The organism is Qipengyuania soli, from assembly GCF_015529805.1.
GTDB lineage: Bacteria > Pseudomonadota > Alphaproteobacteria > Sphingomonadales > Sphingomonadaceae > Qipengyuania > Qipengyuania soli.
Genome location: NZ_CP064654.1, coordinates 559,942 through 584,252, shown reverse-complemented (window position 1 = coordinate 584,252; position 24,311 = coordinate 559,942). Strand labels below are relative to the sequence as shown.

Annotated in this window: 22 protein-coding genes; 5 read left to right on the top strand and 17 right to left on the bottom strand. The window is 62.2% G+C overall.

All coding sequences use genetic code 11. The features are described from left to right. Positions 1–38: 38 nt before the first annotated feature. Positions 39–2,264 (bottom strand): TonB-dependent receptor, encoded by a 2,226-nt coding sequence (locus tag IRL76_RS02890; RefSeq protein WP_200982985.1) that lies wholly within the window; start codon positions 2,262–2,264, stop codon positions 39–41. A gap of 269 nt (positions 2,265–2,533) precedes the next feature. Here IRL76_RS02890 and purS point away from each other — a divergent pair, with 269 nt between their 5' ends. After that, the gene (purS, locus tag IRL76_RS02885; protein WP_200982984.1) at positions 2,534–2,767 is read left to right on the top strand and encodes a phosphoribosylformylglycinamidine synthase subunit PurS; all 234 of its coding nucleotides are present in this window, start codon (positions 2,534–2,536) and stop codon (positions 2,765–2,767) included. Continuing rightward, on the top strand, positions 2,767–3,444 hold the full coding sequence (gene purQ / locus IRL76_RS02880) for a phosphoribosylformylglycinamidine synthase subunit PurQ (protein WP_200982982.1): 678 nt from the start codon (positions 2,767–2,769) through the stop codon (positions 3,442–3,444). Before purS ends, purQ begins: the two co-directional genes overlap by 1 nt. Here purQ and IRL76_RS02875 read toward each other — a convergent pair whose 3' ends face one another. From IRL76_RS02875 to IRL76_RS02860, 4 genes are all read right to left on the bottom strand, one after another. Further along, a complete protein-coding gene (locus IRL76_RS02875; protein WP_246449945.1) occupies positions 3,445–5,811 on the bottom strand; it encodes a putative bifunctional diguanylate cyclase/phosphodiesterase in 2,367 nt (788 codons plus the stop codon). Between the two features lie 80 nt (positions 5,812–5,891). Continuing rightward, the gene (locus IRL76_RS02870; protein WP_200982980.1) at positions 5,892–6,269 is read right to left on the bottom strand and encodes a GFA family protein; all 378 of its coding nucleotides are present in this window, start codon (positions 6,267–6,269) and stop codon (positions 5,892–5,894) included. Continuing rightward, on the bottom strand, positions 6,266–8,089 hold the full coding sequence (gene glmS, locus IRL76_RS02865; RefSeq protein WP_200982978.1) for a glutamine--fructose-6-phosphate transaminase (isomerizing): 1,824 nt from the start codon (positions 8,087–8,089) through the stop codon (positions 6,266–6,268). The genes IRL76_RS02870 and glmS overlap by 4 nt, the downstream gene beginning before the upstream one ends. A 60-nt stretch (positions 8,090–8,149) precedes the next feature. After that, entirely contained in the window at positions 8,150–9,046 is an 897-nt protein-coding gene (locus IRL76_RS02860; RefSeq protein ID WP_200982976.1) for a DMT family transporter, read from the bottom strand. Between the two features lie 273 nt (positions 9,047–9,319). Between IRL76_RS02860 and IRL76_RS02855 the strand changes: the two genes are divergently transcribed. After that, the gene (locus tag IRL76_RS02855; RefSeq protein WP_200982974.1) at positions 9,320–10,831 is read left to right on the top strand and encodes a TadA family conjugal transfer-associated ATPase; all 1,512 of its coding nucleotides are present in this window, start codon (positions 9,320–9,322) and stop codon (positions 10,829–10,831) included. Between the two features lie 129 nt (positions 10,832–10,960). Here the strand turns inward: IRL76_RS02855 and IRL76_RS02850 are convergent, their stop codons facing one another. After that, on the bottom strand, positions 10,961–11,197 hold the full coding sequence (locus IRL76_RS02850) for a hypothetical protein (protein WP_246449943.1): 237 nt from the start codon (positions 11,195–11,197) through the stop codon (positions 10,961–10,963). 83 nt (positions 11,198–11,280) lie between these two features. On the opposite strand from IRL76_RS02850, the gene IRL76_RS02845 reads away from it, so the two are divergent. Both IRL76_RS02845 and IRL76_RS02840 read left to right on the top strand, forming a co-directional pair. Next, on the top strand, positions 11,281–12,174 hold the full coding sequence (locus IRL76_RS02845) for a DMT family transporter (RefSeq protein WP_246449941.1): 894 nt from the start codon (positions 11,281–11,283) through the stop codon (positions 12,172–12,174). A 62-nt stretch (positions 12,175–12,236) separates the two neighbouring features. Next, the gene (locus IRL76_RS02840) at positions 12,237–12,368 is read left to right on the top strand and encodes an entericidin A/B family lipoprotein (protein ID WP_200982970.1); all 132 of its coding nucleotides are present in this window, start codon (positions 12,237–12,239) and stop codon (positions 12,366–12,368) included. A 33-nt stretch (positions 12,369–12,401) separates the two neighbouring features. Here the strand turns inward: IRL76_RS02840 and IRL76_RS02835 are convergent, their stop codons facing one another. From IRL76_RS02835 to IRL76_RS02785, 11 genes are all read right to left on the bottom strand, one after another. Beyond that, on the bottom strand, positions 12,402–13,952 hold the full coding sequence (locus IRL76_RS02835) for a fatty acid--CoA ligase (RefSeq protein WP_200982968.1): 1,551 nt from the start codon (positions 13,950–13,952) through the stop codon (positions 12,402–12,404). A 93-nt stretch (positions 13,953–14,045) separates the two neighbouring features. Further along, positions 14,046–14,498 (bottom strand): ABA4-like family protein, encoded by a 453-nt coding sequence (locus IRL76_RS02830; protein ID WP_200982966.1) that lies wholly within the window; start codon positions 14,496–14,498, stop codon positions 14,046–14,048. Between the two features lie 3 nt (positions 14,499–14,501). Further along, complete coding sequence (locus IRL76_RS02825; protein WP_200982964.1) at positions 14,502–15,479, bottom strand: bile acid:sodium symporter family protein; 978 nt, start codon at positions 15,477–15,479, stop codon at positions 14,502–14,504. Positions 15,480–15,499: 20 nt separating this feature from the next. Further along, complete coding sequence (locus IRL76_RS02820) at positions 15,500–16,201, bottom strand: NAD(P)H-binding protein (RefSeq protein ID WP_200982962.1); 702 nt, start codon at positions 16,199–16,201, stop codon at positions 15,500–15,502. Further along, positions 16,194–17,354 (bottom strand): deoxyguanosinetriphosphate triphosphohydrolase, encoded by a 1,161-nt coding sequence (locus IRL76_RS02815; protein ID WP_200982960.1) that lies wholly within the window; start codon positions 17,352–17,354, stop codon positions 16,194–16,196. Before IRL76_RS02815 ends, IRL76_RS02820 begins: the two co-directional genes overlap by 8 nt. A gap of 130 nt (positions 17,355–17,484) precedes the next feature. Continuing rightward, complete coding sequence (locus IRL76_RS02810; RefSeq protein WP_246449939.1) at positions 17,485–18,612, bottom strand: S8 family serine peptidase; 1,128 nt, start codon at positions 18,610–18,612, stop codon at positions 17,485–17,487. A 133-nt stretch (positions 18,613–18,745) separates the two neighbouring features. Continuing rightward, positions 18,746–19,435: an aspartate/glutamate racemase family protein gene (locus IRL76_RS02805; RefSeq protein WP_200982958.1), complete on the bottom strand. Its 690-nt coding sequence runs from the start codon at positions 19,433–19,435 to the stop codon at positions 18,746–18,748. Positions 19,436–19,490: 55 nt separating this feature from the next. After that, complete coding sequence (locus tag IRL76_RS02800; RefSeq protein ID WP_200982956.1) at positions 19,491–20,492, bottom strand: alpha/beta fold hydrolase; 1,002 nt, start codon at positions 20,490–20,492, stop codon at positions 19,491–19,493. Continuing rightward, positions 20,489–21,499, bottom strand: coding sequence for an SO2930 family diheme c-type cytochrome (locus tag IRL76_RS02795; RefSeq protein WP_200982953.1), 1,011 nt, complete (start codon positions 21,497–21,499; stop codon positions 20,489–20,491). Before IRL76_RS02795 ends, IRL76_RS02800 begins: the two co-directional genes overlap by 4 nt. Continuing rightward, complete coding sequence (locus IRL76_RS02790) at positions 21,496–22,701, bottom strand: parallel beta-helix domain-containing protein (protein WP_200982951.1); 1,206 nt, start codon at positions 22,699–22,701, stop codon at positions 21,496–21,498. The genes IRL76_RS02795 and IRL76_RS02790 overlap by 4 nt, the downstream gene beginning before the upstream one ends. Positions 22,702–22,758: 57 nt before the next feature. Next, positions 22,759–24,282: a tetratricopeptide repeat protein gene (locus IRL76_RS02785; protein ID WP_200982950.1), complete on the bottom strand. Its 1,524-nt coding sequence runs from the start codon at positions 24,280–24,282 to the stop codon at positions 22,759–22,761. Positions 24,283–24,311 lie beyond the last annotated feature (29 nt).

The window sequence follows — 24,311 nt, the reverse complement described above, 5'->3', positions numbered from 1 at the left end:
ACCCGCGGCCCGACCCCCTTCCTGTCAGATCAACCGGCTCAGTAGCTGAAGCGTGCCGACACGCCGAAGACGCGCGGGTCGTTCACGAAAGCCGTGTTGTTGTTGAAGTCGATGCCACCCTTCACATTGTCGGCATCGGTGATGTTGCGCACGAAGGCCGCCAGTTCGAAGCTGCCGTCGGTCTTGGCGTAACCGATACGGAGACCACCCTCGACCTGGTTGTTCGAGTTGAACTCCTTGCTTTCATACAGGAAGAAGTTGGTCTTCCCCTGATAGGCCCAGTCGGTGAACACGAACAGCTCGCCCGAATTGCCCATCGGAACAGCGTAACGTGCGGTGACGTCGGCGATCCACTCGGGCGCATTGGGGAACGGGTTGCCATCGACCAGTGCGCGGGTGTTGCCCGACAGCACGACCGTCGGATCGGTTACGGTGCACTGGGCGCAGATGCCCACGGCCAGCGTATCGTCCTGGATCTTCGTGTTGTTGTAGCTGAGGCCGGCCGTGATGAGGAAGTCAGGCGTCACCTGGAACGCGCTGTCGAGTTCGAAGCCGTAGCCGCGACCCTTGTCGGCATTCACCAGCTGGACGAGGTTGTCGGCACCACCCACGGCCGAGAACTGCGGGTCCTTGATCGTGTAGTAGTAGATCGCACCGTTCAGGCGCACCGTGCGACCGGCCAGCTCCGACTTGAAGCCGGCTTCGTAGCTCATGATCTTTTCGCTGGTTGCGATCGAGGGAGCCGAGAAGAAGGCCACGTCGCGGCCCTGGATGGTCGGGGCGCGGAAGCCGCTGGCCACGCGGGCATAGACGCTGGCGTCATCGCTGACATCGAGGAACGCTGCGGCATCCCAGCTCAGGCGAGCGTCGGAAACTTCACGCGCCTGCGGGGCAGAACCCGACTTGACGATGAAGTTCTTCTGGTCGTCGGTCCAGCGCAGGCCGCCGGTCAGCTTGAGAACGTCGCTGACGCGGGTCGAAACCTGCCCGAAGACCGCCCAGCTCTCGTTGGTGTGGTTGACGGTAACCGGCGGCGGGAAATCGAAGCCGACCGTTGTCACGTCGAAGTCGCTGTCGAAGTAGAAGCCGCCGACCTGCCATTCGATCGCACCGCCCGTTGCCGAGGCGAGACGGACTTCCTGGGTGAACTGGTCGAGCTCGATCGAGTCCTGCGTGTCCGAGGGGAACGGAATGAAGCCGGGACCCATCTCGGGGAGGAAGGACGCGCCGAAGCCACCGTCGATGTCGCCGCGGCTCGAGCCTTCGCTGTTCGCCCAGCTCGTGATGCTGGTGAAGGTGCCGAAGCCCGCATCGTAGTCAAGCTTCACAGTGGCGATGTCGGCCTTGTACTTGGCCTGATTGCCGCCACCCGCATCGAAGAAGACGGTGTCGCGATCGTAGTTTTCGTTCAGCTCGTTGTCGCCGGGCCCGAGGATGTTGGCGCGGAACAGCGTCGAAGTGCCGTCGAGGTCACGCACCGCATAGGTACCGAGGATCGAGAGCTCTTCCGTCGGCGTGATGAGCAGCTGGGCGCGGCCGGCGATTTCGTCATAGCCGCCGAGCGCGTTCTTTTCACCCGTGTAGCCATTATCGACCCAGTTGCCGCGGTGCTGCCACAGGCCGGAAAGGCGCATCGATACCATGCCGTCGACCAACGGGATGGTGACGCCGCCATCGGCCGAAACCGAACCGAAGCTGCCGACGCTGAGCGAACCGGCTACCGCAAACTCGTCACCCGGCTTGACGGTGTCGATCTTGACGATGCCCGCCGGGGTGTTGCGGCCGAACAGCGTGCCCTGAGGACCGCGCAGCACTTCGATGCGCTCGATGTCGAAGATGGGGAAGGACTTCAGCGTGACGTTTTCCATCACAACGTCGTCCATCACGACCGAAACCGGCTGCGAGGCAGCGAGGTCGAAGTCGGTGTTGCCGAGGCCGCGGATGTAGAAGCGCGGGGCTGCACGGCCGTTGGAGCTTTCGACGAAGAGGCCCGGGACGCGAGCGGCGAGCGCGGTGACTTCGGCACCGGCGTCGAAGATGGTCTTGACCGTGTCGGCCGACAGGGTGGCTGCCGAAACCGGCACCTCCTGCAGGTTTTCCTCGCGCCGGTTGGCGGTCACGATAATGGTATTGAGCTGGCCGTCTGCCTGCTCTTCGGCGCCGGTCGTGTCGGCATCCTGGGCATAGGCAGGCTGCGCGGCGATGGCAGCGATGGCGAAGGCGCTGGTCCCGATAAGACGGGCTGCGGTGCGGCTTAGTTTCATGTGGGGAATGTCCTGCTTGACCCCGCGCCGATCCTTGCGCGGGAATTTGGAGGGAAGTGGCCGGTTGGCCGTGGCCATGCCGTAGCAGATTGAAACCCGTTTGAGTCCCAACCACGTCCCGAATGCTTCAGATTCATTGCAACAGTTGCAACACTGCTACAGCGGTGGTTTTTCTGACACTCATGTGACCGCAGCGGATTGTCGCGTCGCTGCTGCTTGAACCGCGCACCCCTTCGCGGCATAGGCGCGCCAACACGAAAGGCCTGCCGATGAAGATCCGAGTCCACGTCAACCTCAAGCCCGGAGTGCTCGATCCGCAGGGTCGCGCCGTCCATCACGCGCTGGAAGGTCTCGGCTTCGAAGGCGTCGACGATGTGCGCGTAGGACGGCTGATTGAGCTGGATGTCGCCGACAGCACCTCCGATGAGGCACTTGACGACATGTGCCGCAAGCTGCTCGCCAACATGGTGATCGAGAACTACCGCATCGAGAAGGTCGCCTGATGTCGTTCCGCGCCGCCGTCGTCACTTTCCCCGGCTCCAACTGCGACCGCGACATGGCGGTGGCGATAGAGCGGATTTCGGGCACCGCCCCGCTGCGCGTCTGGCACGGTGACGCCGAATTGCCCGACGGCCTCGATTTCATCGCCCTCCCCGGCGGCTTCTCCTATGGCGATTACCTTCGCTCGGGCGCAATGGCGGCCAACAGTCCGATCATGCAGAGCGTTAAGGTAGCGGCCGATCGTGGCGTGCCGGTTCTGGGCGTCTGTAACGGTTTCCAGGTCCTCACCGAAGCCGGGCTCCTTCCGGGTGCGCTGCTCCGCAATGCGGGGCAGAACTTCATCTGCCGGACCGTGGGCCTCAAGGTCGAGAACGCGCAGTCGCTATTCACCGGCGGCTATGAAGCGGGTCAGGACATCCGCATCCCTGTTGCCCACCACGACGGCAATTTCTACGCCGACGACGCGACACTCGACCGGCTCGAAGGCGAAGGGCGCGTGGCATTCCGCTATACCGAGAGCGTAAACGGGTCGGCCCGAGATATCGCCGGGGTGCTCAATGCGGCAGGCAATGTGCTGGGCATGATGCCGCATCCGGAGCGAGCCATTGATCCCGCGCATGGTGGTACTGACGGGGTAGCGCTGTTCGAAAGCGCTGTCCGCGCGCTCGCGGACGCCTGATCAGGCAGACTTACGCTTAAGGTCGACGGCGCGGCGGGCAAACACCTGGCGCGCGTCCTCGGCACTCATCGGACGACCGAAGTGATAGCCCTGGATCTTGGTGCACCCGAGATCGCGAACCATGATGGCTTCATCGGCATTTTCGACACCTTCGGCAGTGGTGGTCATGTCGAGGCTTTGCGCCATGGCGACCACTGCGCGAATGATCGCCAGTGACTCGCGGCTCTGCTGGGCGGCACCCTGGACGAAGCTGCGGTCGACCTTGATCGTGGTGAAGTTGAGTTTGCGCAGGTAGCCGAGCGAGGAATAGCCGGTCCCGAAGTCGTCGAGTGCCACCGAACAGCCAAGTGCGATGCACTGCTCCAACGCTTTGCGCGCCACGCTGGCATCGCGCAGGAAGATGCTCTCGGTCACCTCGATCTCCAGTCGCTTGGGATCGAGTCCGCTGTGCGACAGCGCCCGGACCACGGTCGAGGCGAATTCGGGTTCGAGCAGCTGTTCGGGCGAGACGTTGATGTTCACCTTCACGTCGCTCGGCCAGTGGCGGGCGGCTTCGTTGCAGGCCTGCTGCATCACCCATGTACCGATCGGCACGATCAGGCGGGTATCTTCCGCCAGCGGGATGAACTTGGCCGGGCTTACGAAACCATGCTCAGAGCTGTTCCACCGGATCAGCGCTTCGAAGCTTACCACCTCTTCAGTGTGGGCATCGACCACGGGCTGGTAGTGGAGCGCCATCTCGTTCTTTTCGAGGGCGCTGCGAAGAGAGAATTCGAGCTGGCGCTTTTCCTCGGCATTGGCGTGGAGCGAAGGCTCGTATTCGCAGTGCTCGCCACCACCTTCATCCTTGGCGCGATAGAGCGCGAGGTCAGCGTTGCGCAGCATCTCCTCGACCGTCTTACCGTCGCGGGGGCCGATTGCAGAACCGACGCTGGCGCCAACGTAAAGGATCTGGTTTTCGATCTGGTAGGGTTCGGAAAGCTGCTCGATCACGGCCTTGGCGAGCTCTTCGATCTGGCGACGGTCACTTAGGTCGCGGATCACGATTCCGAACTCATCTCCGCCCAGTCGTCCGCACAGTTCGTGTTCGCCGACGATGCTCTTCAGACGATTCGCCACCTGGCCGAGCATCTCGTCGCCGACGAGGTGTCCCAGTGAATCATTGACCGCCTTGAAGCGGTCGAGATCGATCATCAGGAATGCGCAGCGCGATCGCCAGTGTTCGGCATAGGCGAGGGCTTCGCCCAATGCCTCGTTCAGCATCAGGCGGTTTGGCAGATGGGTAAGCGTGTCGTAGCGAGCGAGATAGGCGATCTTTTCCGAACTCTCGCGCTGTTCGGTGACGTCCGAACCGACCCCGCGAAAGCCCTGGAAGATGCCGTTGTCGTCGACAATCGGCGCACCGGAAAGCTCCCACCACCGCTGTCCGGTCGGCAGGGCGACACGGACGAGAAGGTCCGAAAAAGGCTCCTTGCGCTTGATCTTGTCGGCAAAGGCCTTCAGCGTTTCGCGGTACTCGTCATTGCTCCAGTTGGGGCCCGAGATCAGCTCGAGAAAGGCCACGCCCTCAACAGATTTGGCATCGCTGCCCAGTGCATAGGCGAAGCGCGGTGAAACGCCCTTCAGGCGCCGGCGCGTGTCAATCTGCCATAGCCAGTCGGCCTGCCCCTCCTCGAATTCGCGCAGGAGCATCGAGACAGTCTCGCTCTTCTCGTGCATCGCGGCTTCGGTAAGGCGCGAGGCGACAAAAACCCGGGCATTTTCGATAACGCCGAACACGGCGAAAACTACGCTGAAGAGGACCACCGTAACGAGCAGCCAGTTACCCGCGATGCCAGCGGCAAGAAGACCTCCGATCCCCACCGATGCCGAAAATGCCATCGAGCTGATCGGAGCACTGTAGCGACTGACAGAGGTGGCCAACATCAGCAGCGCCGCAACGCTCCATACGATCCACAGGCGATCGGCACCTCCCGAAGCGGCGAAGGCCATCATGCCCAGGCCCCAAATCACTCCCTTCGCCGCCGAAGCGACTGCATGTCGCCTGATTTCCTCAGCGCCGTAATGGGCAATCTCGGCAGTCAGTGCACGACGGTCCTCGGACACCGCCAAGGCAACTGCAAAGGCAAGCGCTACGCCCCATGCCCCGAGGAGGACATGGTCGACCCCGCTCCACAGCGTTGCCACGACGAGGAGGAGCGCCATCAGTTGGACCGACGCACGAACGACCGTCCGCTTTCCGAGCAGGGCATACTGATGACCGTGAACGCGCGCCCAGTCGGCGCCGTCAGGCGCATCCAGCCCGGTCGCCTGACGTATCGACAGGGGCCGGACCAATTGGGCCAAATCGGATTTCTGCTCGCTCACCCTGTCTGGTTAACGGGTAAGTCTTAGCTACCGGTAAATTTCCTAGGGCTCAGAAAGCACTTTGATGGTAAATTTTGGCTTTATTTTTCAGCATCCAAAGCCGCTTTTGCCGCCTCCCAATTGCGGCCGTCAAAAGGGACCTCGTTTACCGCGATCTGCCCCGGCCTATCGAGGCAGTTAAAATTAACACTCCAGCCATCGGGATGCGATCTCGGCCGGTAGAAACTCTTGATGCCGCAGGTCGAGCAGAAGAGATGGTCGGCCTTGCCAGTGCCGAACTTGTAGCTCGTCAGTGCGTCACCACCGCTCAGGAGCGTGAAATCCTCGCCCTTCACGATCAGATGGCGGAATCCAGTCATCGAACAGATCGAGCAATTGCAGATCAGCAGTTCGACCGGCGGATCGATCTCGATCGCGAAGCGCACCGCGCCGCAGTGGCAGCCGCCCTCCTCCCTCATTCGACCGTTACCGATTTTGCAAGGTTGCGAGGCTGGTCAACGTCCGTGCCTTTGACACAAGCGACGTGGTAGGCGAGCAACTGCACAGGGATGGCATAGACAAGCGGAGCAATCAGCGGATGCACCCTCGGCATCTCGATCGTGGCGAGGCAACCCTCGCCCGCCTGTTCGAGACCCTCCGCGTCGGAAATGAGCACAATCTTGCCCCCTCGGGCGCGGACTTCCTCCATGTTCGAAACGGTCTTTTCGAACAGCGGTCCCGAAGGAGCCAGCACGATTACAGGTACGGCTTCGTCGATCAGTGCGATCGGCCCGTGCTTCATCTCGCCCGAGGCATAACCTTCGGCGTGGATGTAGCTGATTTCCTTCAGTTTCAGCGCCCCTTCCATCGCCAGCGGGTAGTCTGGTCCACGGCCCAAGTAGAGGACGTCGCGCGCCGGGGCGATGAGGTGCGCCATCGAGGCAATGTCGTCGTCATGGTCCAATGCGCTGTTCAGCGCCGCCGGCGCCTCCAGGAGGTGGGCGACGACTTCCTGTTCCTCGGCCCGTGACATCAGGCCCTTCTTCACCGCCATATGTGCGGCAAGCGCCGCGAGCACCGCCAGCTGGCAGGTGAAGGCCTTGGTCGACGCCACTCCGATTTCCGGGCCGGCATGGGTCGGCAGCAGCAGGTCGGCCTCGCGCGCCATCGAGCTAGTAGGGACATTCACGACGACGCCGATCGTCTGGCCGTTCTCCTTGCAATGGCGCAAGGCAGCCAGTGTGTCCGCCGTCTCGCCGCTTTGCGAGATGAACAGTGCAAGCCCGCCATCTTCCAGCACCGGCTCGCGGTAACGGAACTCACTCGCCACATCGATGTCGACCGGCACGCGGGCAAACTGCTCGAACCAGTATTTCGCCACCATTCCGGCGTAATAGGACGTGCCGCAGGCGACGATGGTCACGCGGCGGATGCTCGAGATATCGAAATCGAACTGGGGCAGGGCCACCGAGTTGTCCGACTGGCGCAAATAGGAGCCGAGCGTCTGCGCGACCACTGTCGGCTGCTCGAAGATCTCCTTCTGCATGAAGTGGCGGTAATTGCCCTTCTCTACCGCAGCTGCCGACGCACCCGAGGTCTGCACCTGGCGTTCGACCGGTTCGTTCGCCTCATCGCGGATCGTCGCGCCATCATGGTCGATGACAACCCAGTCGCCTTCTTCAAGGTAGGTGATCTGCTGCGTCAGCGGAGCCAGCGCCAGCGCGTCGGAGCCGATGTATGTCTCGCCCTCGCCATAGCCAACAACCAGCGGCGAACCGCGCCGGGCGCCGATAAGGATACCGGGGTGGTCGCGGAAGGCGATGGCGAGCGCAAAAGCACCCCGCAAGCGCGGAAGAACCTCGCCGACGGCCTCCTCGGGCGACTTGCCCTGTTCGACCAACCAGGAAATGTGCTGGACAACGACTTCGGTGTCGGTGTCGCTCTCAAGAGTTCGCCCGGCATCTGCCAGCTCGGCCCGCAACTCCTTGAAATTCTCGATAATCCCGTTGTGGACCAAGGCGACAAATGGCGTGGCATGCGGGTGGGCATTCTTTGCCGTCGGCGCACCATGGGTTGCCCAGCGGGTGTGAGCAATGCCGACATTGCCAGGCGCAGGATTGGCCGCAAGTTCGACCACGAGATTGTTGAGCTTGCCCTCTGCGCGACGGCGCACCAGCTCGCCATCATGGATGGTGCAAACACCGGCACTGTCATAACCGCGGTACTCCATGCGCCGGAGGCCATCGACGAGCCGGTCCGCAACCGCTTCCTTGCCGACGATCCCGATTATTCCGCACATAGATTTCCGCCTTTTCGTATTCGCGTGTGACGCCGAGACTTAGCGACTATTCCCCGTCGATCAATCGGCGACGGGCGCTGCTTTCGGCGTGCTCCACCAGAGGATGAGGCCCGCCCCGATGATGATCGCTGCGCCTGCGAGTGTAGCGAGATCCGGAACATCGCCGAACCACCACCAGCCCATAAAGGTCGCGACGAGCATCTGTACATAGCTGGTCGGCGCAATGGTCGAGGCGCCTGCGCGCATGGTGCCGAGATAGGTCAGCCAATGAGCCGTGCTGGCGGTAAAAGCGACCACGGCGCACTTCGCAACAATGGTCCAGTCCGGCATTCCAATCCGGAGTGCTTCGAATTTGCTCAAGTGACCGCCAATTGCGGCAAGGACCATGGGTGGTGCCGCAACCACCGCAACGTAGGCCTGCATGGAAAGAGCGCTACCCTGCCCCGCGCTTGCCCTGTTGGCGATGACCAGAAGCGCGAAAAACGTGGCCGACGCGAGTGGCAGGAGTGCCACCCAGCCAAGCTCCGCAAAACTGGGCCGCAGGACAAGGGCGACCCCGGTCAGTGCCAGCGCAGAAACCAGCCAGACCATCGGACGCACATGTTCCCCCAGCAGGGGCCCGCTGAGCAATGCGACCAGCACGGGCGAGACGAAAGCGAGCGCCATTGCCGTCGCCAGGGGCATGTTGAAGATGGCGCTGAAGAAACACAGAGTTGCGCCGCCAACGCAAATGCCGCGGGCCAGCTGCAACCACGGATGGCTCGGCTTGAAACCACGTGGACCCTCGCTGCGCAGGAGCAAGGCCGAGAGAGCTATCGCTCCAAAGACATAGCGCAATGCCGCGACCGCCAGTGGCGACCACTGCCCTGCCATGGTCTTGATGACGGCGTCGCCGACCGACAGGAAGATGAAACCGGCAAGGGCCAAGAGTATGCCCCCGCGTTCTTGATGCTGCATTGCTGCGGATATCCGTCGTTTTCCCTGATCTTGGGCCGCTAGACGTTGCGCGGGATAGTGGCCAGCCCCTCTTGGCGTCGTGGAGCCTCGCTTCTCTCATCTTGCCGAAAAAATCGGCGAAAATCCGTGTTCTTGCGGTGTCCCTCTGACCGTCCGCATTAGCCAAAAATAAAGGTTTCCAACTTATTCACCACTCTTCGAGAGGCGTGGTTTCCCTGAGGGAGAGCACCTTCGCACACACGAAACACGTCAATATCGCGTGGGGGTTTTGGAATGAGCGCTTTCGGACGCAAGAACGGACCGGCAGGAATGGGTGCCGGGGCACGTCCGCAGTTCGGGGTCGCACGACCCATGCGTGGCGGCGGTTCTGCTGCTGAAGCCAAGGGCGGCGAACAGTTCCCGCCGATTCCCGACGAACCGGCAGCCGCAGCGCCCGCTGGAAAGCCTTCGCAAGGCGACGCAATGTCGCGCCTCGACGATCGCATGAACACCAGCCATTCGGGTGAATCGCAGGTTGGCGGCTTCGAAGCGAGTGTTCACAAGATCAAGGAACAGGTGCTCCCGCGCCTGCTCGAGCGCGTCGACCCGGAAGCAGCCGCGACCCTGTCGAAAGACGAGCTGTCGGAAGAATTCCGCCCGATCATCATGGAAGTGCTGGCCGAACTGAAGGTCACCCTTAACCGCCGTGAACAGTTCGCACTGGAAAAGGTTCTGGTCGACGAACTGCTCGGCTTCGGTCCGCTCGAAGAACTGCTCAACGATCCCGACGTGACCGACATCATGGTCAATGGTCCGGACCAGACCTACATCGAAAAGAAGGGCAAGCTCACCCTCGCGGGCATCAAGTTCCGTGACGAGAGCCACCTCTTCCAGATCGCCCAGCGCATCGTGAACCAGGTCGGCCGCCGCGTAGACCAGACCACCCCGCTGGCCGACGCCCGTCTCAAGGACGGCAGCCGTGTGAACGTCATCGTTCCGCCGTTGTCGCTCAAGGGCACCGCAATCTCGATTCGTAAGTTCTCCGAGAAGCCGATCACGCTCGACATGCTCAAGGACTTCGGTTCGATGAGCGAAAAGATGTGTACCGCACTCAAGATTGCGGGCGCATGCCGCATGAACATCGTCATCTCGGGTGGCACGGGTTCGGGTAAGACGACCATGCTCAACGCCCTGTCGAAGATGATCGACCCGGGTGAGCGAGTGCTGACCATCGAAGACGCGGCCGAACTTCGCCTGCAGCAGCCGCACTGGTTGCCGCTCGAAACGCGCCCGCCGAACCTTGAAGGCCAGGGTGCGATTACCATCGGCGACCTCGTCAAGAACGCCCTGCGTATGCGTCCTGACCGCATCATCCTGGGCGAAATTCGCGGCGCGGAGTGTTTCGACCTCCTGGCCGCGATGAACACGGGTCACGACGGTTCGATGTGTACGCTCCACGCCAACTCGCCGCGCGAATGTCTGGGCCGTATGGAAAACATGATCCTGATGGGCGACATCAAGATCCCCAAGGAAGCCATCAGCCGCCAGATCGCCGAATCGGTCGACCTCATCGTACAGGTGAAGCGTCTTCGCGACGGTTCACGCCGCACGACCAACATTACCGAAGTGATCGGGATGGAAGGCGACGTGATCGTGACGCAGGAGCTCTTCAAGTTCGAGTATCTCGACGAGAGCGACGACGGCAAGATCCTTGGCGAATTCCGCAGCTCGGGCCTGCGCCCCTATACGCTGGAGAAGGCCCGCCAGTTCGGCTTCGACCAGGCATATCTGGAAGCCTGCCTGTAACCTGTCGCGCCATTCAAGCTCGACGCTTCTCATTGCCGGTAGTCCCTGCGAAGTGCGCTTCGCGGCGCTGATGCTGCAAAGCTGGATGCTCATGCGCGGCAAGGCGGAGCGCCGCACGCGCGAAGACGCCTAGCCCGGATTGAACATTGCAGGCACGGCCACCGCCAGCAACCCGCCGCCGATCACTGCAAAGGTCAGGAACAAGCCCGTCCACGGCACCCAGCCGATGCGGTTGATCTGTGCCCGTTTCATCCGCCGCCGCTCCATCAAAGAGCATAGCGCGGCAAGGACGAGCATCCCGGCTCCCCATAGCGCCAGCAGTTCCGCATCGCTGGCAAAGAGAATTTCGTCGGGCAGCTTCCACATGATGCGCGGGCATATGGGGGAGCACATGGGGGCATGCAATTGCTTGCTTGCCAAAGGTTGCGCGGCAGCTAGGCCCTTGATCCGTGAGCGAACAGCACGTCCCCCAGCGACCGGGCTTTGCCCTCGCCTTGCGACTTTGCGCGGCTTTCACGCTGGCGACGCTGGTCATGCTGGTGAAATACACTGCCGAGAGCGGGGTGCATTTCGGCGAAATCCTGTTCTGGCGAGCCTCCCTGACCGTGCCGATGTTAGGCTTGTGGCTTGCCGCTCAAGGACAGCTGTCGAGGCTGAGGACCAACCGCATGCCTGCGCACATTCGGCGTGCGGTCCTCGGCATGATCGGAATGGCACTAACCTTCGGCGCCCCGATCTTGCTGCCACTGGCTGAATCGACAACGCTGGGCTTCACTACCCCGATCTTTGCCGTGATCCTCTCTGCACTCCTCCTGCGTGAAACGGTTGGTCCCTGGCGCTGGGGCGCGGTCATTGCAGGTTTCCTCGGCATCCTGGTCATCACCCAGCCCGGACAGTCGCATATGCCCATGTTCGGCGTCATCGTCGGCCTCAGCGGGGCCTTCATGGTGGCAGTAATCTCGATCCAGTTGCGCGATTTGGGCCGTACCGACGAACCGATCGCCATCGTGTTCTGGTTTTCGGCATGGTCGACGGCAGTCTTTGCCCTTGGCCTGCCCTTCTTCATCGAGGCACACAGCCCAAAGCAGTGGCTCCTGCTTCTGGCGATAGGAGCACTTGGCTGTGTGGCGCAGCTTCTCCTCACTGCGTCGCTTCGCTTCGGCCAGGTCGCGAGCGTAATCGTGATGGACTATTCCTCGCTCATCTGGGCGACACTCTATGGCTGGATGATCTGGAACCGCCTGCCACCGACGACCACCTGGCTGGGTGCACCGCTGGTCATAGGTGCGGGCGCGCTGATCGCCTGGCGCGAGCATCGCCTGTCGCGCCCGGGAACCGCGTAGTGCGCAACCCGTTTCTTAACCCATATCGCTCAAGTACGAGCTCTTCGACATGGAGAGAAAAGATGGTCCGTAAGTTTCTGCTTGCCCTCGGCATCACCACGATGGCGCTGACCGCCACCGCCTGCAACACCGTCAAGGGCCTTGGCAACGACATCGAATCCGTCGGCCAAGCCGGCGAAGACGCAATCGACTGACCTATCCGGCGGGCTGCATGACGCGGCCCGCCGTCAGTTGACCTGTCGGTCGCGACCTTCCCAATAGGGAGCGCGCAATTCACGCCGCAGGATCTTGCCGCTGGCATTGCGCGGCATCACGTCGATCACGTCGATGCTCTTGGGCACTTTGAAGCCTGCCAGCCGCTCGCGCGTGAAGGCAATGATATCGTTCGGTTCGACAGTCGCCCCCGGCTTGGGAACGACACAAGCCTTCACGGCCTCGCCCCAGGTTTCGTCTGGCACACCGATCACCGCGACTTCCGCCACCGCTGGGTGACCGTAGATCGCGCTCTCAACCTGCGCCGGATAGACATTCTCACCTCCCGAGATGATCATGTCCTTGATCCGGTCCTGTATGTAGACGTAGCCGTCTTCGTCCATGTAGGCGGCATCGCCGGTGTACATCCACCCGTCCTTGAGCGAGTTGGCGGTAGCCTCAGGCAGGTTCCAATAACCTGCCATGTTCGACGGACTCTTGCAGATGAGCTCGCCAACTTCGCCTAGCGGCAATTCATCTCCGTTCTCGTCCACGACCTTGAGCTCGGCACCCGGAACTGCCTTGCCCGCACTGCGCATGCGCTGGTTACCTTCGAGATCGTGGTCGTCGGGAGGCAGCATGGCAATAGTGCCGGTCGTCTCGGTCATTCCGTAACACTGGAGGAATCCTGCGGCAGGTATGGTCTTGACCGCTTCGCGCAGCAGGTCGAGCGGGATGGGAGCGGCACCGTACATCACATATTTGACGCCCGACATGTCGGTGGTTTTCGCTCTCGGGTGCTGGACCACCATCTGAAGCGCCGCCGGCACGATGAAGAGCCGAGTAATGCCCTGCTCGAATCCGTCGAGGACGCCCTCAGGTGAGAATTCCGCCTGGACGATGCCGCGGATGCCAGCTGCCATGGCCATGATGCCAAGCCCCGTCCCGCCGATGTGCGCGCAGGGCATGCAAATCAGGATGGCTTCGTCCTCGTCCCAACTTGACCAGGGCTGTGCGGCTTCCTCCGCAGGCAGGCGAAGCGAGAACAGGTTGCCGTTCGTGAGGACGGCACCCTTGGGGTTGCCGGTTGTGCCCGAGGTGTAGAGTTGCAGGATCGCATCATCGCGGCCGGCGGGCGTGAACTCATCTGCACTTGCTGCGGCGATCTGTGCCTTCGCAGTTGGCGTGTCGATAATCTCGGGAGGAGAATCCATCTGGCCGCAGGCCTTTGCCGCGAGTTCATCGAAACCTTCGTCGATGAACAAGACCTTCGCCCCCGTATCGCCGAGAATATAGGCAATCTCCGGCGGGGCGAGGCGCCACCCGATCGGGACCATCACCGCACCGACGCGCGCGGCAGAATAGAAGAGCTCGAAATAGTGGCGCGCGTTCTTGCCCAGCCAGGCAATCCTGTCGCCCTTGCCCACCCCATGCGACGCAAGCATGGACACAATCTGACGGGAGCGCACTTCAAGCTCCCCGAAGGTAATCGCGTCACCTTCCTGCTCCAGCGCGACCGCATCGGGTTTTTCCTGCGCCCAGTGTCGGATAAGCTCGTCAAACGTGAGCTTTTGCGTCGCTGCCATCAATCCTCTCCGCTGTTATCAGCTTTGATGAACATCATGCCACGCCGGTTGCATTAGGCAACCTGATTCCTGCCCCGCTTTGGCCTTTGCAGCCTATTCCCAGCGACCGTTCTTCCGGGCCCGCCTTTCGCGGACCAGCAGCCAGACAAACAGGCCGAAGGGACCGGCCATGAAGGTGAGAAACAGGATCGGCGCCTGCACCAGGCGCGAAAATTCCTTCGCATCCGCATCGCGTGCGATCCACAATCCGACGAAGAGATCGAAGGCGAGGTAGTGGATCCATCCGATTGTCACACCGCCGTCGCTGGCAAAGATCGACCGGACACCCTCGATCGTGGTGAAATCGACGGTTCCGCCTCCCGGGCCCTTCGGGTCGACCAGCCCGGCAAGAATGGCCGATATGCCGAGAGCATAGGCAAGGCACAGCATGCCCACGCCGAGATAAAGGATGGCCGCAAGCAGCGCGGGCTTGCGCGGCAGGAGGATAAGTGCCGCCCACATTGCCATGGCAAGCAGGTTCGCGATTCCGAATACGGTGTGCCACATGATCTAGGCTTCCTCCCTTTCCGTCCGGCGCCGCCACCATGAGGCGAGCAGGCTGCCGATGACGACGTGATAGACAGCCGATATCGCGCTGGGAACTGGAGCGAGCGCGGCCTGCAAGGGGTTGGCGAATTGCGCTGCAAAACTTGGCGTCGAGGCGAGCGTCGACCCGAGGCCGCTGTTCTGCATTCCCACCTCGATGCTGACTGTCCTCGCTACTTCTTCATCGAAGCGAAGAACACGCGTCAGCAAGTATCCCAAGGCGAATCCCGCCGCGTGCAGAAGGAACAGGGCAAGCAACAGGATCCCGGCGTGCTGGCTGATCAGGTTCTTTGATCGCGCAACGATTGCTCCGACGATCAGGACGACCAGAAGGACGGAGACCAGCGGAGCAATCGGTTCGATCTTTCGAGTTGCGTCGGGCATCAGGGCACGCAGCGCGACACCGAAAACGACGGGCACAAGCACGATGGCGATCATGGAACGGAACAACGCCCAGCGATCGATCTCGACGAACACGCCCGCAAGCCACCCTGTCAGCAGCGGTGTGGCGACGACGGCGACCAGGGTCGATGCCATGGTCATCGCCACTGAAAGAGCCACGTTGGCGCGCGCGAGGTAGGAAATGACGTTCGAAGCCGTGCCGCCCGGACAGCAAGCGACGAGGATGAGGCCCACGGCCAACCCGCCTTCCAGACCCAGCAATGTTGCCAGCACGATCCCGGCGAGCGGCATGATCGAGAACTGGAGCACCACTCCGGCAAGAACTGCGCGCGGCATCCGCAGCACACCCGTAAAATCATCGAGCGTCAGGGTAAGTCCCATGCCGAGCATGACCACGCCCAGCATGACACTGACGAGCGGCTGGCCGAAGGGAGCGATACTACCGTCGACAACCCAGAGGAACAGCGGCGGAAAGAACCATGCGAGCATGGTCCCGGCTAGCGTCCAGAATGCGAACAGTCGCGTCGCCCAGCCGATCATGCCCCCTCCCCCTTCAATCCCTAGTCGTCTTCGGCACCGATCTTCGGCAAACTCTTGGCCGCGCGAACAATCGCATCGTTATCGTGCACGAAGCGCCCCCTAGCGTTTCGTTTGGCAAGAGCCAATGCAGCGTCGGCAACTGTCTCCGCCTTGATGGCACGGTACTTGCGGTACTGCCCTTGCAGGGCAAGATTGACCAAGGGCGCAGCTGCAATCCCCAAGCGTTCCGCGACTCTTCGGTCGTTCTCGCGCGTCCCGCGAAGCAATCCGGGGCGCAGAATGTCGAGGCGTCCCAGTCGCAATTTGCCAAGGTCCCGCTCGACCTCGCCCTTGACGCGAAGGTAGAAGTTCTTCGACGCGAAGTCCGCCCCAACCGAACTGACGTGAACGAAACGTTCGACACCGTGCTCTTTCGCGGCCCTGGCGACAGCCATGACGAGATCCTGGTCCACCGCGCGGAATGCCGCTTCGTCCTGTCCAGACTTCTTCCATGTCGTGCCAAGCGCGCAAATGATCGCCTTCGGCTTGATCGCCTCAATCACTTCGTCCCACTGCGCAGGGTCTGCGACGAACATTTCCATCCGCGCCCCTTCGGGCAGCTTTGCCTCACGCCGGGCGATAGCGGTAAGGCGCAAATCCTCGCGCCCTACGCAAGCCTGCATGACGGTGCGGCCAATCAGGCCGGTCGAGCCGACAAGCGCAATGCGGATTGTCTCAGACATTGCTCAAACCTTCGGGTGCGCGACCATAGATCCGGCGCACCTGGTCGATGGCGTATCGATCGGTCATGCCGGCGATGAAGTCGGCGATATGGCGGCTGCGATGCGGTTCGGATGCGGGCATCTGCGAAAGCCAGTCATCGGGCATCGTCGATGAATCCTGACTATAGGCGACGAACAGGCGCGCAATCACGTCGCGCGCCCGCTCCGCTGTCGAAAGCTGGTCGGGGTGATAGTAGAGCCGCTCGTACATGAAGTGCTTGAGACCGCGTTCCTGGTCGCGCATCGCGGGCGAGAAAGTCGCCAGAGCATGTCCGGCGGCACGCACGTCGTCGGCGCTGTCGATGCCACCCAATTGCGACCGCGTTTGCACCAGTACATCGTTGACCATGGTACCGATCTGCGTACGCACGAGCTCGCGCAGCTGGCGGTCGCGCGATGCGTTCGGGAACCGCCGCTCCACCGCGCGCCACTGGTCGCCGAGCCAGTCGAGCGTAAGCAGGTCGTCAAGCTCGAGGAATCCGGCACGTAGGCCGTCATCGATATCGTGGTTGTCATAGGCGATGTCGTCGGCAATTGCCGCGACCTGGGCCTCAAGCGAAGGCCATTCGCCAAGCGAGAGCGGGAAGGCAGCGTCGACCTCCGCCAAAGCCCAATGTGGTGCGTCGACCGGGCCGTTGTGCTTGGCCATGCCTTCCAGCGTTTCCCAGGTGAGGTTGAGGCCCTCGTGTTCGCAATACGGGCTCTCGAGCCGTGCTAGCGTGCGGATTCCCTGCGCATTGTGGTCGTAACCGCCCGCGTGGGTCATTGCCTCTTCCAGTGCCTTCTCCCCTGCATGACCGAAGGGCGGATGGCCGATATCGTGAGCAAGGCAGAGGGCTTCGGTCAGGTCCTCGTCCAGACCAAGTTCGCGCGCGATCACCCGGCCAATCTGCGCGACCTCGATACTATGCGTCAGGCGCGTGCGATAATGGTCGCCGTCCGGTGCGATAAAGACCTGCGTCTTCGAGCGCAGGCGGCGGAAAGCGATCGAGTGAACTATCCGGTCCCGGTCGCGCTGGAACTCGCTGCGAGGACCGCGAGTTCCGTCGCGATTTTCGGCGAATTCGCGCCCGCGGGACTTGGCGGGGTCGGCAGCGTAGCGGGCTCTTTTCATGGGTGGCAGCGGCTTAGGTCAGGTACCCGCGCGCGACAACGTGAACGAAAAGCGAACCCGCCTGCTTATCGGCAAAAAGAAAGGGCCGCGCGACGTATGCCGCGCGGCCCCTCCCGATTTCGATATCCTATCAGTGGATGCCGATGGTGTCCGGCTTACCGTCGGGGTCATTGTTGACCGAACCGCCGCTGCGGATGGCACCAAGGAGCAGCAGGCCCGCCATGTGGGGGCTGGCCATCGAGGTGCCCGACAGGGTGGCATAACCGCCTCCCTTGTAGGTCGAGTAGATCGACGAACCCGGCTCGGCATAATCGACCGGCGGGTTGCCATAGTTCGAGAAGCTCGACCAATTGTCACCCTGTGCGAACGACGACACTGTGTAGATGTTCGGGTGGTTGGCCGATGCAGGTGACTTGGTAGTTGCGCTCGTGCTCTCGTTGCCTGCGGCCAGGGCAAACTTCAGTCCGCTTCCGGCTGCGGCAATGACTGCATCGTTGAGCGCCTGGCTAAAGCCGCCACCCAAGCTCATGTTGGCCACATCACCGCTTGCAGCAATGCTTGCTGCATAGTCGATGCCGGCGATGACGCCGCTGTTCGAACCCGAGCCGCGACGGTCGAGAACCTTGACCGGGATAACCGTTACGCCCGGAGCGACCCCGATGACGCCGATGCCGTTTCCGGCGATCGCAGCGATCGTGCCGGCGACGTGGGTGCCGTGGCCGTTGAGATCGTTTCCGTCACGATCCTTGGTGAAATTGCGCGCAAGCGAAGTGTTCACGTTGATATCGGGGTGGGTGAAGTCGACACCGGTGTCGATGACGATCGCTCGACCGGTCGCGCCGGTCTGACCGCCGTTAACGCGCTGGATGCCCCACGGCAGAGTCTCGGCCTGGGCGGTGACGCCACCCGGCTTGCCGCTCTGCATCGTGGTGATGACCTGGTCCTGCTCGCAGAAAGCGATGCGCGGGTTGTTGGCCTGCATCTTTGCAACGCCCTGGGCCGAAGCGTTGATGGAGAAGCCGCGAATGGTGTTCTGGTAGGTGTGGCCGACACCACCACCGGCAGCGTTGGCGGAGCGGGCCGCCTCGGCCTTGACGTTGCCCTTGGCGACGAGACCGGGGTTGAAAACGCAGATGTAGGAGTTCTCGATCTTGGAGCCTGCTGCGGGGGCCGATTGGGCCGTACCCGAGACAGACATCCCCGCTGCCGCAAGCGCAAGGACGCTCGCGGCCGCCATGCGACCAACGGTAATTTTCATATTGTGAGTCCCTTCCCAGAGTTAGGAAGGTGCATCATGCCGACAAAAAACTTTGCATCAATATCGTCATGGTAAATTTCGTTGAAAAAACTTCTTCGCGCTCTTTTCTATCGGTACCTGACCGATTGACGCATCATTCGAGTATCCAATCGGCAATTTCCTTGCAGTGGATCGTAGTTGAATCGAACACCGGCAGAACATTCGCATCGGTATCGACCACCAGTTCGAGTTCGGCACAGGCGAGGACGATCGCTTCCGCCCCTTCCTTTTCTTTCATCGTAATAATCGTCTTGATTGCCCGCTCTGCATCGCGCGTCACGCGACCCAGCATAAGTTCCTTGTAGATGATGCCATCGACCATCTCGACGTCTTCAGGCTGCGGAGGAAGCAAATCTACACCGTGCGCGACGAGACGCTGGCGATAGAAACTTTCGGTCATGACATATCGCGTGCCGAGCAGCGCCGCGCTCTTGCAGTCGGCCTCCTGCATCGCCCGACCGACACTGTCGGCGATATGGAGCACGGGTATCGAAACGGCTTCCGCTATGCGGTCGTACACCTTGTGCATCGCGTTCGCAGCGATCACCAGCCCCTCGGCCCCGGCACCCTCGAGCCGCCGTGCTGAATCGATCAGGATCGCGGCAACGGCATCCCAATCCTCTACCTGTTTCGCCTGGTAAATCTGCAAATAGTCGAGGCTCTCGATGAGCATCGGCGGGCCCGCCATGGGAGGAACCCTCTTCTGCACCAGCCGATTTATCCGTTCGTAATAGTCGCGGGTCGAGATCCAGCTCATCCCGCCAATCAACCCCAGTTTCCGCAAACCCTGCGCCCCTTCCTTTGTAACCGACGGTCAACCGTGCGGCCCTTAAACGATCCTAAGGCGTAGAAACGGACAGCGTTTCGACCGGTTCCGCAGAAGCCGGGCGACGCGTCGCCAGCGTTTTGTCGAGCCAGGCCGTCAGGTCTGCGACGCTCTTTTCCGGTGCCTCTTCCATCGGAAGGTGCCCGATCCCCGGGTAGTGGACCAGCTTGGCGTTGGGGAGATGGTCCATGTACCAGCCTGCCGCGTCATAGGGGATCAGAGCATCCTCTTCACCCCACATCACGAGCGTCGGGACCTGCATCGCAGCGACGCTTTCCGCCGAGAAGGACCTTCGTGGGGTAGAGAAGCGCTTGCGCGTGGCCGCGCGCGCGCCTGGATAGCGAGCCATCTCCCAATAGCGATCGACCGTCTCGGGGGTGACCACGGCTTGGTTCGATACGCTCTGCGACAGGCTCTTCTCGACAAGCGAACGCGGCAAGAGCTGGCTCATCAAGTCGCCGATGACCGGCTTGCCTGCGAGAGTGAAAGCAAGATTACCACTACCCTTGCGCTCGATCGGAGCTCCGCCCGCGTCGACGAGGATAAGCGCGTCGAGCCTGTCGGGATTGGCGATGGCGTATTCCATCGCGATCCCGCCACCCATCGAATTGCCTCCCAAGGTGAAAGTCCCGACCTCCAGTGCATCCGCAACTTCGTCGACATCGTCAACGAATGCCGTGAGGTCGTAATCGTCGTCGGGCGCAGGTCCGGTCAGCCCGTGGCCACGCTGGTCGAAGCGGATCACCCGGTACTTGTCGCGCAGGGCCTCGGTCCATTTCTGCCAAGAGGAAAGGTCGGCGTTCGAGCCGTGAAGCAGGATGATGACCGGCGCATCGCGCGGTCCCTCGTCGCGGAGATGGATTTCACGGCCATCGGCGAGCTTCACCAACTGCGACGGGGCAGTGGCATATTTCGCACGCATCTCCACGGGATCGGTATCGGGAACCCGAAACACGAAGAACAGCACGACCAGCAGGCCAAGCAGTATGCCAAGAATGCGCCAGAGCCACTTCATGGAGCCATCTCCTCGATCCACTTGCGCACGATGGCCAGCCCGTCGCTGTCGACCGTCTCCTTGCCAATCTCCGGCATGGCAACGCCCGGCTCGGTTGTGCTCATGCGATAAGCGATGATCGACTTGTCAGGTGCACCGGGGACAATGTCGAACAAATTTCCGCCTGCCCCGCGCCCGGCTGCCACCGGGCGCTTGCCGATGCCGATCGCGTGCGGGTCCTGCTGCTCCCAGCGCAGGTCGAGCCCGCTGTTCGATGCCGTGGCCCCGGGACGGTGGCAATGGGCGCAGTTCACGTCGAGGTAGGCGCGCGCCGCGGCCGTGAGGTTGGCGCTCTCGCGATCCTCCCACACGGGAAGCTGGTCGACATCCTGGGGCAATTTGTCGAGGTGCCCGGCATCGACCATCGCCGCGAGCCAGTCGCGTGACAGATTGCGCGCCTTGGGGCCAATCGGCGTCACTACACCGTTCAATCCGTGGCACTCCTTGCACTGGTTCTTGTTGGGGACGCGGTAGCTGATCGCCTCGCCCTTCGGCGTGACGAGGTCGAGCCGCGCCCCCGCTATTGCAAGCCGGGCCTCGGTCTGCTCGTCGTTCCACAGATAGGGCAGCGCGAGCCACCCGTCGGCACGGTGCAGGAGTACACGGGTTTCGATCAGGCGGCGCTTGCCATCCTGCTGAAAGGCAAAGGTCTTGATGAGCGCACTTCCGACAGGCAGGTCGAGCAGGTTCTCGCCATTCGCCCGCGCCATTGAACCTGTCGGCACGTAGACGAAGCGCAGCTTTTCAGCTCCGTCCGAAAACAGCGGCGTATTTAGACGATAGGGCGTGACGCCCTTGCCCGGCAACTGCGCCGGCGCGTCGGTAAAGAAACCGTACTCGGACAGCAGCCTCGGCATCGCAGCATCGGTTATCGCGACTTCGTTGACCGAGCGGGGCGGGGTCGCGCGCGCCACCATCGCGCCGGAAAATGCCAGCGCGGCGCAAGCGACCCAGGCGAAATGCTTCATCCACCCAGCCTTTCAAGCAGCGCGGGTGGAGCTCCAATGCCTTCGCGGTAGAATATTTCGACCGGTGCCGGAACATTGGTAAGCGGCGCAGGCTGAGCACCTGTCAGTCCCTTGCCCTGCTCTGTCAGACCGAGCGTCCATCCCTTGGTACCCGGCGCAACGTAGAGCGCAGAGGTCGGGTTTCCGAGCCCGTCCCACAGCAGCGGAGGCAATTCGCCACCGAAGGCTGCGAGCAGTTGCTCCGCACTTTCGAGCTGGGGATCGTAACCCCCGTTGGCGATCAAATTGGCGCCGACCGTCACATTGCGCGGAAACGGATCGTACCGCGGATCGGTGAACGCCTGCGTGTACGAAATTATCATGATGGGCGCGGTCGGGTTGCCCGAGAGGATATTGTCCTCGACCAGCACGCGGTCGTTGGCCATGACCATGATGCCTGTCCCGCGGCGCACTCCTGCGACGATGTTGCCCGGGGGTGCAAAGTTGGGGGTGTCGTTCGCGACAACAAGGTTGTTCGCGACGATGACGTTTCCGCCACCCATGACCGGCAGCCCGGGCAGGTCGAAGATCAGGATCCCACCCGTGTTGCGCGTGGCGACATTGTGCTCGACCAGAGCATTGCGGCTGTTCTCGATCTCGATGCCGGCAACATTGGCCTCGGCAATCGAGTTGCGCACGGTGATGTGGTTCGACTGCCCCACATAAATGCCCGCATCGGACGCGCCCGAAACCTTTGCCCCGTCGACAAGCACGCCGTCGCTTTCGACCGGGTAGATGCCATAGGCGCCGTTGGTGGGCGCAGGACCATTGGTCCAAGTTACCCGGATGCGATGGTAGATGATGTTGTCGGCACCCTTGGACTTGATCCCGTCACCCTTCGGATTCTCCAGTGCGAAATCACGCAGCGTGACGTTATCGCTGGTCACCAGCAGGCCTTCACCCGCTCCCTTCTGGGTGGTGAAATCGAGTACCGTGCCGTCCATGCCCGCCCCGCGGATGGTCACACCGTCGACGTCGAGACTTAGGCCGTCAGTAAGGGAGTAGCGTCCCGCAGCGAGGACGATTTCGTCTCCGGGCTTGGCCATGATGAGCGCTTCCTGCAGGCGCTCCTGCGCTCCGTCTCCGGGCGTCACCGAGTGGGTTTCGGCAAGCACCGGCGCGGCACTTGCCAGCATGGCTGCGGCAATCGTCAGACGGATCATGAGTCTCTCCCTTGCAACCCATACTGCCGCAAGGGAGCGCGATTGCAAGCGGAGGCGCTAGCCGCCGGAACCTTCCGCTACGGCAAGCCCGTCGAGCGAAGGCTTGCGGCCCGGCGAGAAGGCCAGCGCCATCCGGAATGCCGCCGCTGCCTCCTCCTTGCGCCCGAGTACCAGGAGTTGCTGGCCAAGCATTTCGTAACTGGGGATGGCGATTGCAGGCGGTCCGAATTCCTCGGGCAAGGCGTCTTCGGCTTCGGCTGCTGCGCGGAGCATGGCGAGGCCGTCTTCAGTCTTGCCCGAAGCCAGTGCCACCAGTGCCTCTCCTTGAGCAAGCTGGCGGGAAATCCACGGCATGGTGTAGGTGTTGAGCGGATCCTCGGTCGGCAATACGCTCGCGATCTCGCTGCCGAGGCTACGCATCTCCTCAAGCGTCGAGCGCATCTCCGCAACGTCGTCACGATGGGCGAGAAGGCGCGAAGTCGCGAGGTCGAAGCGCATCAGTAGATAGCCATCGCCCGCGCCCTCGACCGGATCCGGCCAGTTTCCGGTCAATACCCCGTTCCAGAGCGAAATCGCACCATAGCTCGACGGTGCCCCGAACCCGAGGCGCCCCTTCCGCTCTCCCGCAATCGCGGCGATAGCCTGGGCCCGGCAGCCGTCGACGATCGCGCTGGCATCCTTGCCCTGATGGATCAGCGCATAGACCAGCCACTCGTTGTAGTGCCCACAAAATGCGGGATCGCGACCTTGTGCAGCCCGCTGGCGATCCACCACCGAGTCCGCGTTGATGTTGGCCAGTTCGGACGCCTGCCAGTCGCCCAGCGCGTGGAAGATGTGGCTCACCATATGCTGGGCATGGCCCGCATCGGGCGCGACCTTGGCATAGCGCTCAGCTGCGCGTGCCCCGAGCGGCGCATGGACCGGATCGTCGTAGGAATGGATCAGGTAATGCAGGATACCCGGATGGTGATCGTTGGTGATGAAGCCCGGCTCCAGCAGACCGGCTGCGCGCATATAGATGGGGATCTGGCGCCCGCCATGTGACGAACCGAGGATCGCAAGCCCGGTAAAGGCGCGCGCATCGATGTCGGACGGGTCCGCATCGAAAAGACGCTGCATGGCGGCGAGGTAGGCCATGTCCCGTTCCTGCTTGGTGCCTTCGCCATACAGTGCCTCGACCGCGGCCAGCCAGCCGGCCTCGCGAGGATTGCGCGCCTTCGCCGCGCGGGCTGCGGGTGTCGGTCCCAGCTTCGCGAGAGCCGCGAGCGCCTTGTCGCGATCCTGCTCTTCCCAAAGCGAGTGGTTGTAGCTCATCGCCTCGCCCCAATAGGCCATGACGAAGCCCGGATCGGCGGCCTGGGCGCGCTGGAATTCCTCCGCGGCGTAGTTGTATTCGAAGTTGTGGAGCAGCGCGAGGCCGCGAAGGAAGGGTTCCCGTGCCTCAGGCTTCGCGCTGGTCTGCATGACCATGTATTCGGTGCCCACCCGCTCGAGCGTGGCATCGGCATGTTCGTGTCCGTCATGAGCCAGCGCAGTGGATGCCATCAGCAGTGCAGCGGCAGCAGCGAAATATCGCGTCATCGGCTTTCTCCCCTGCCCGGCATCATGCC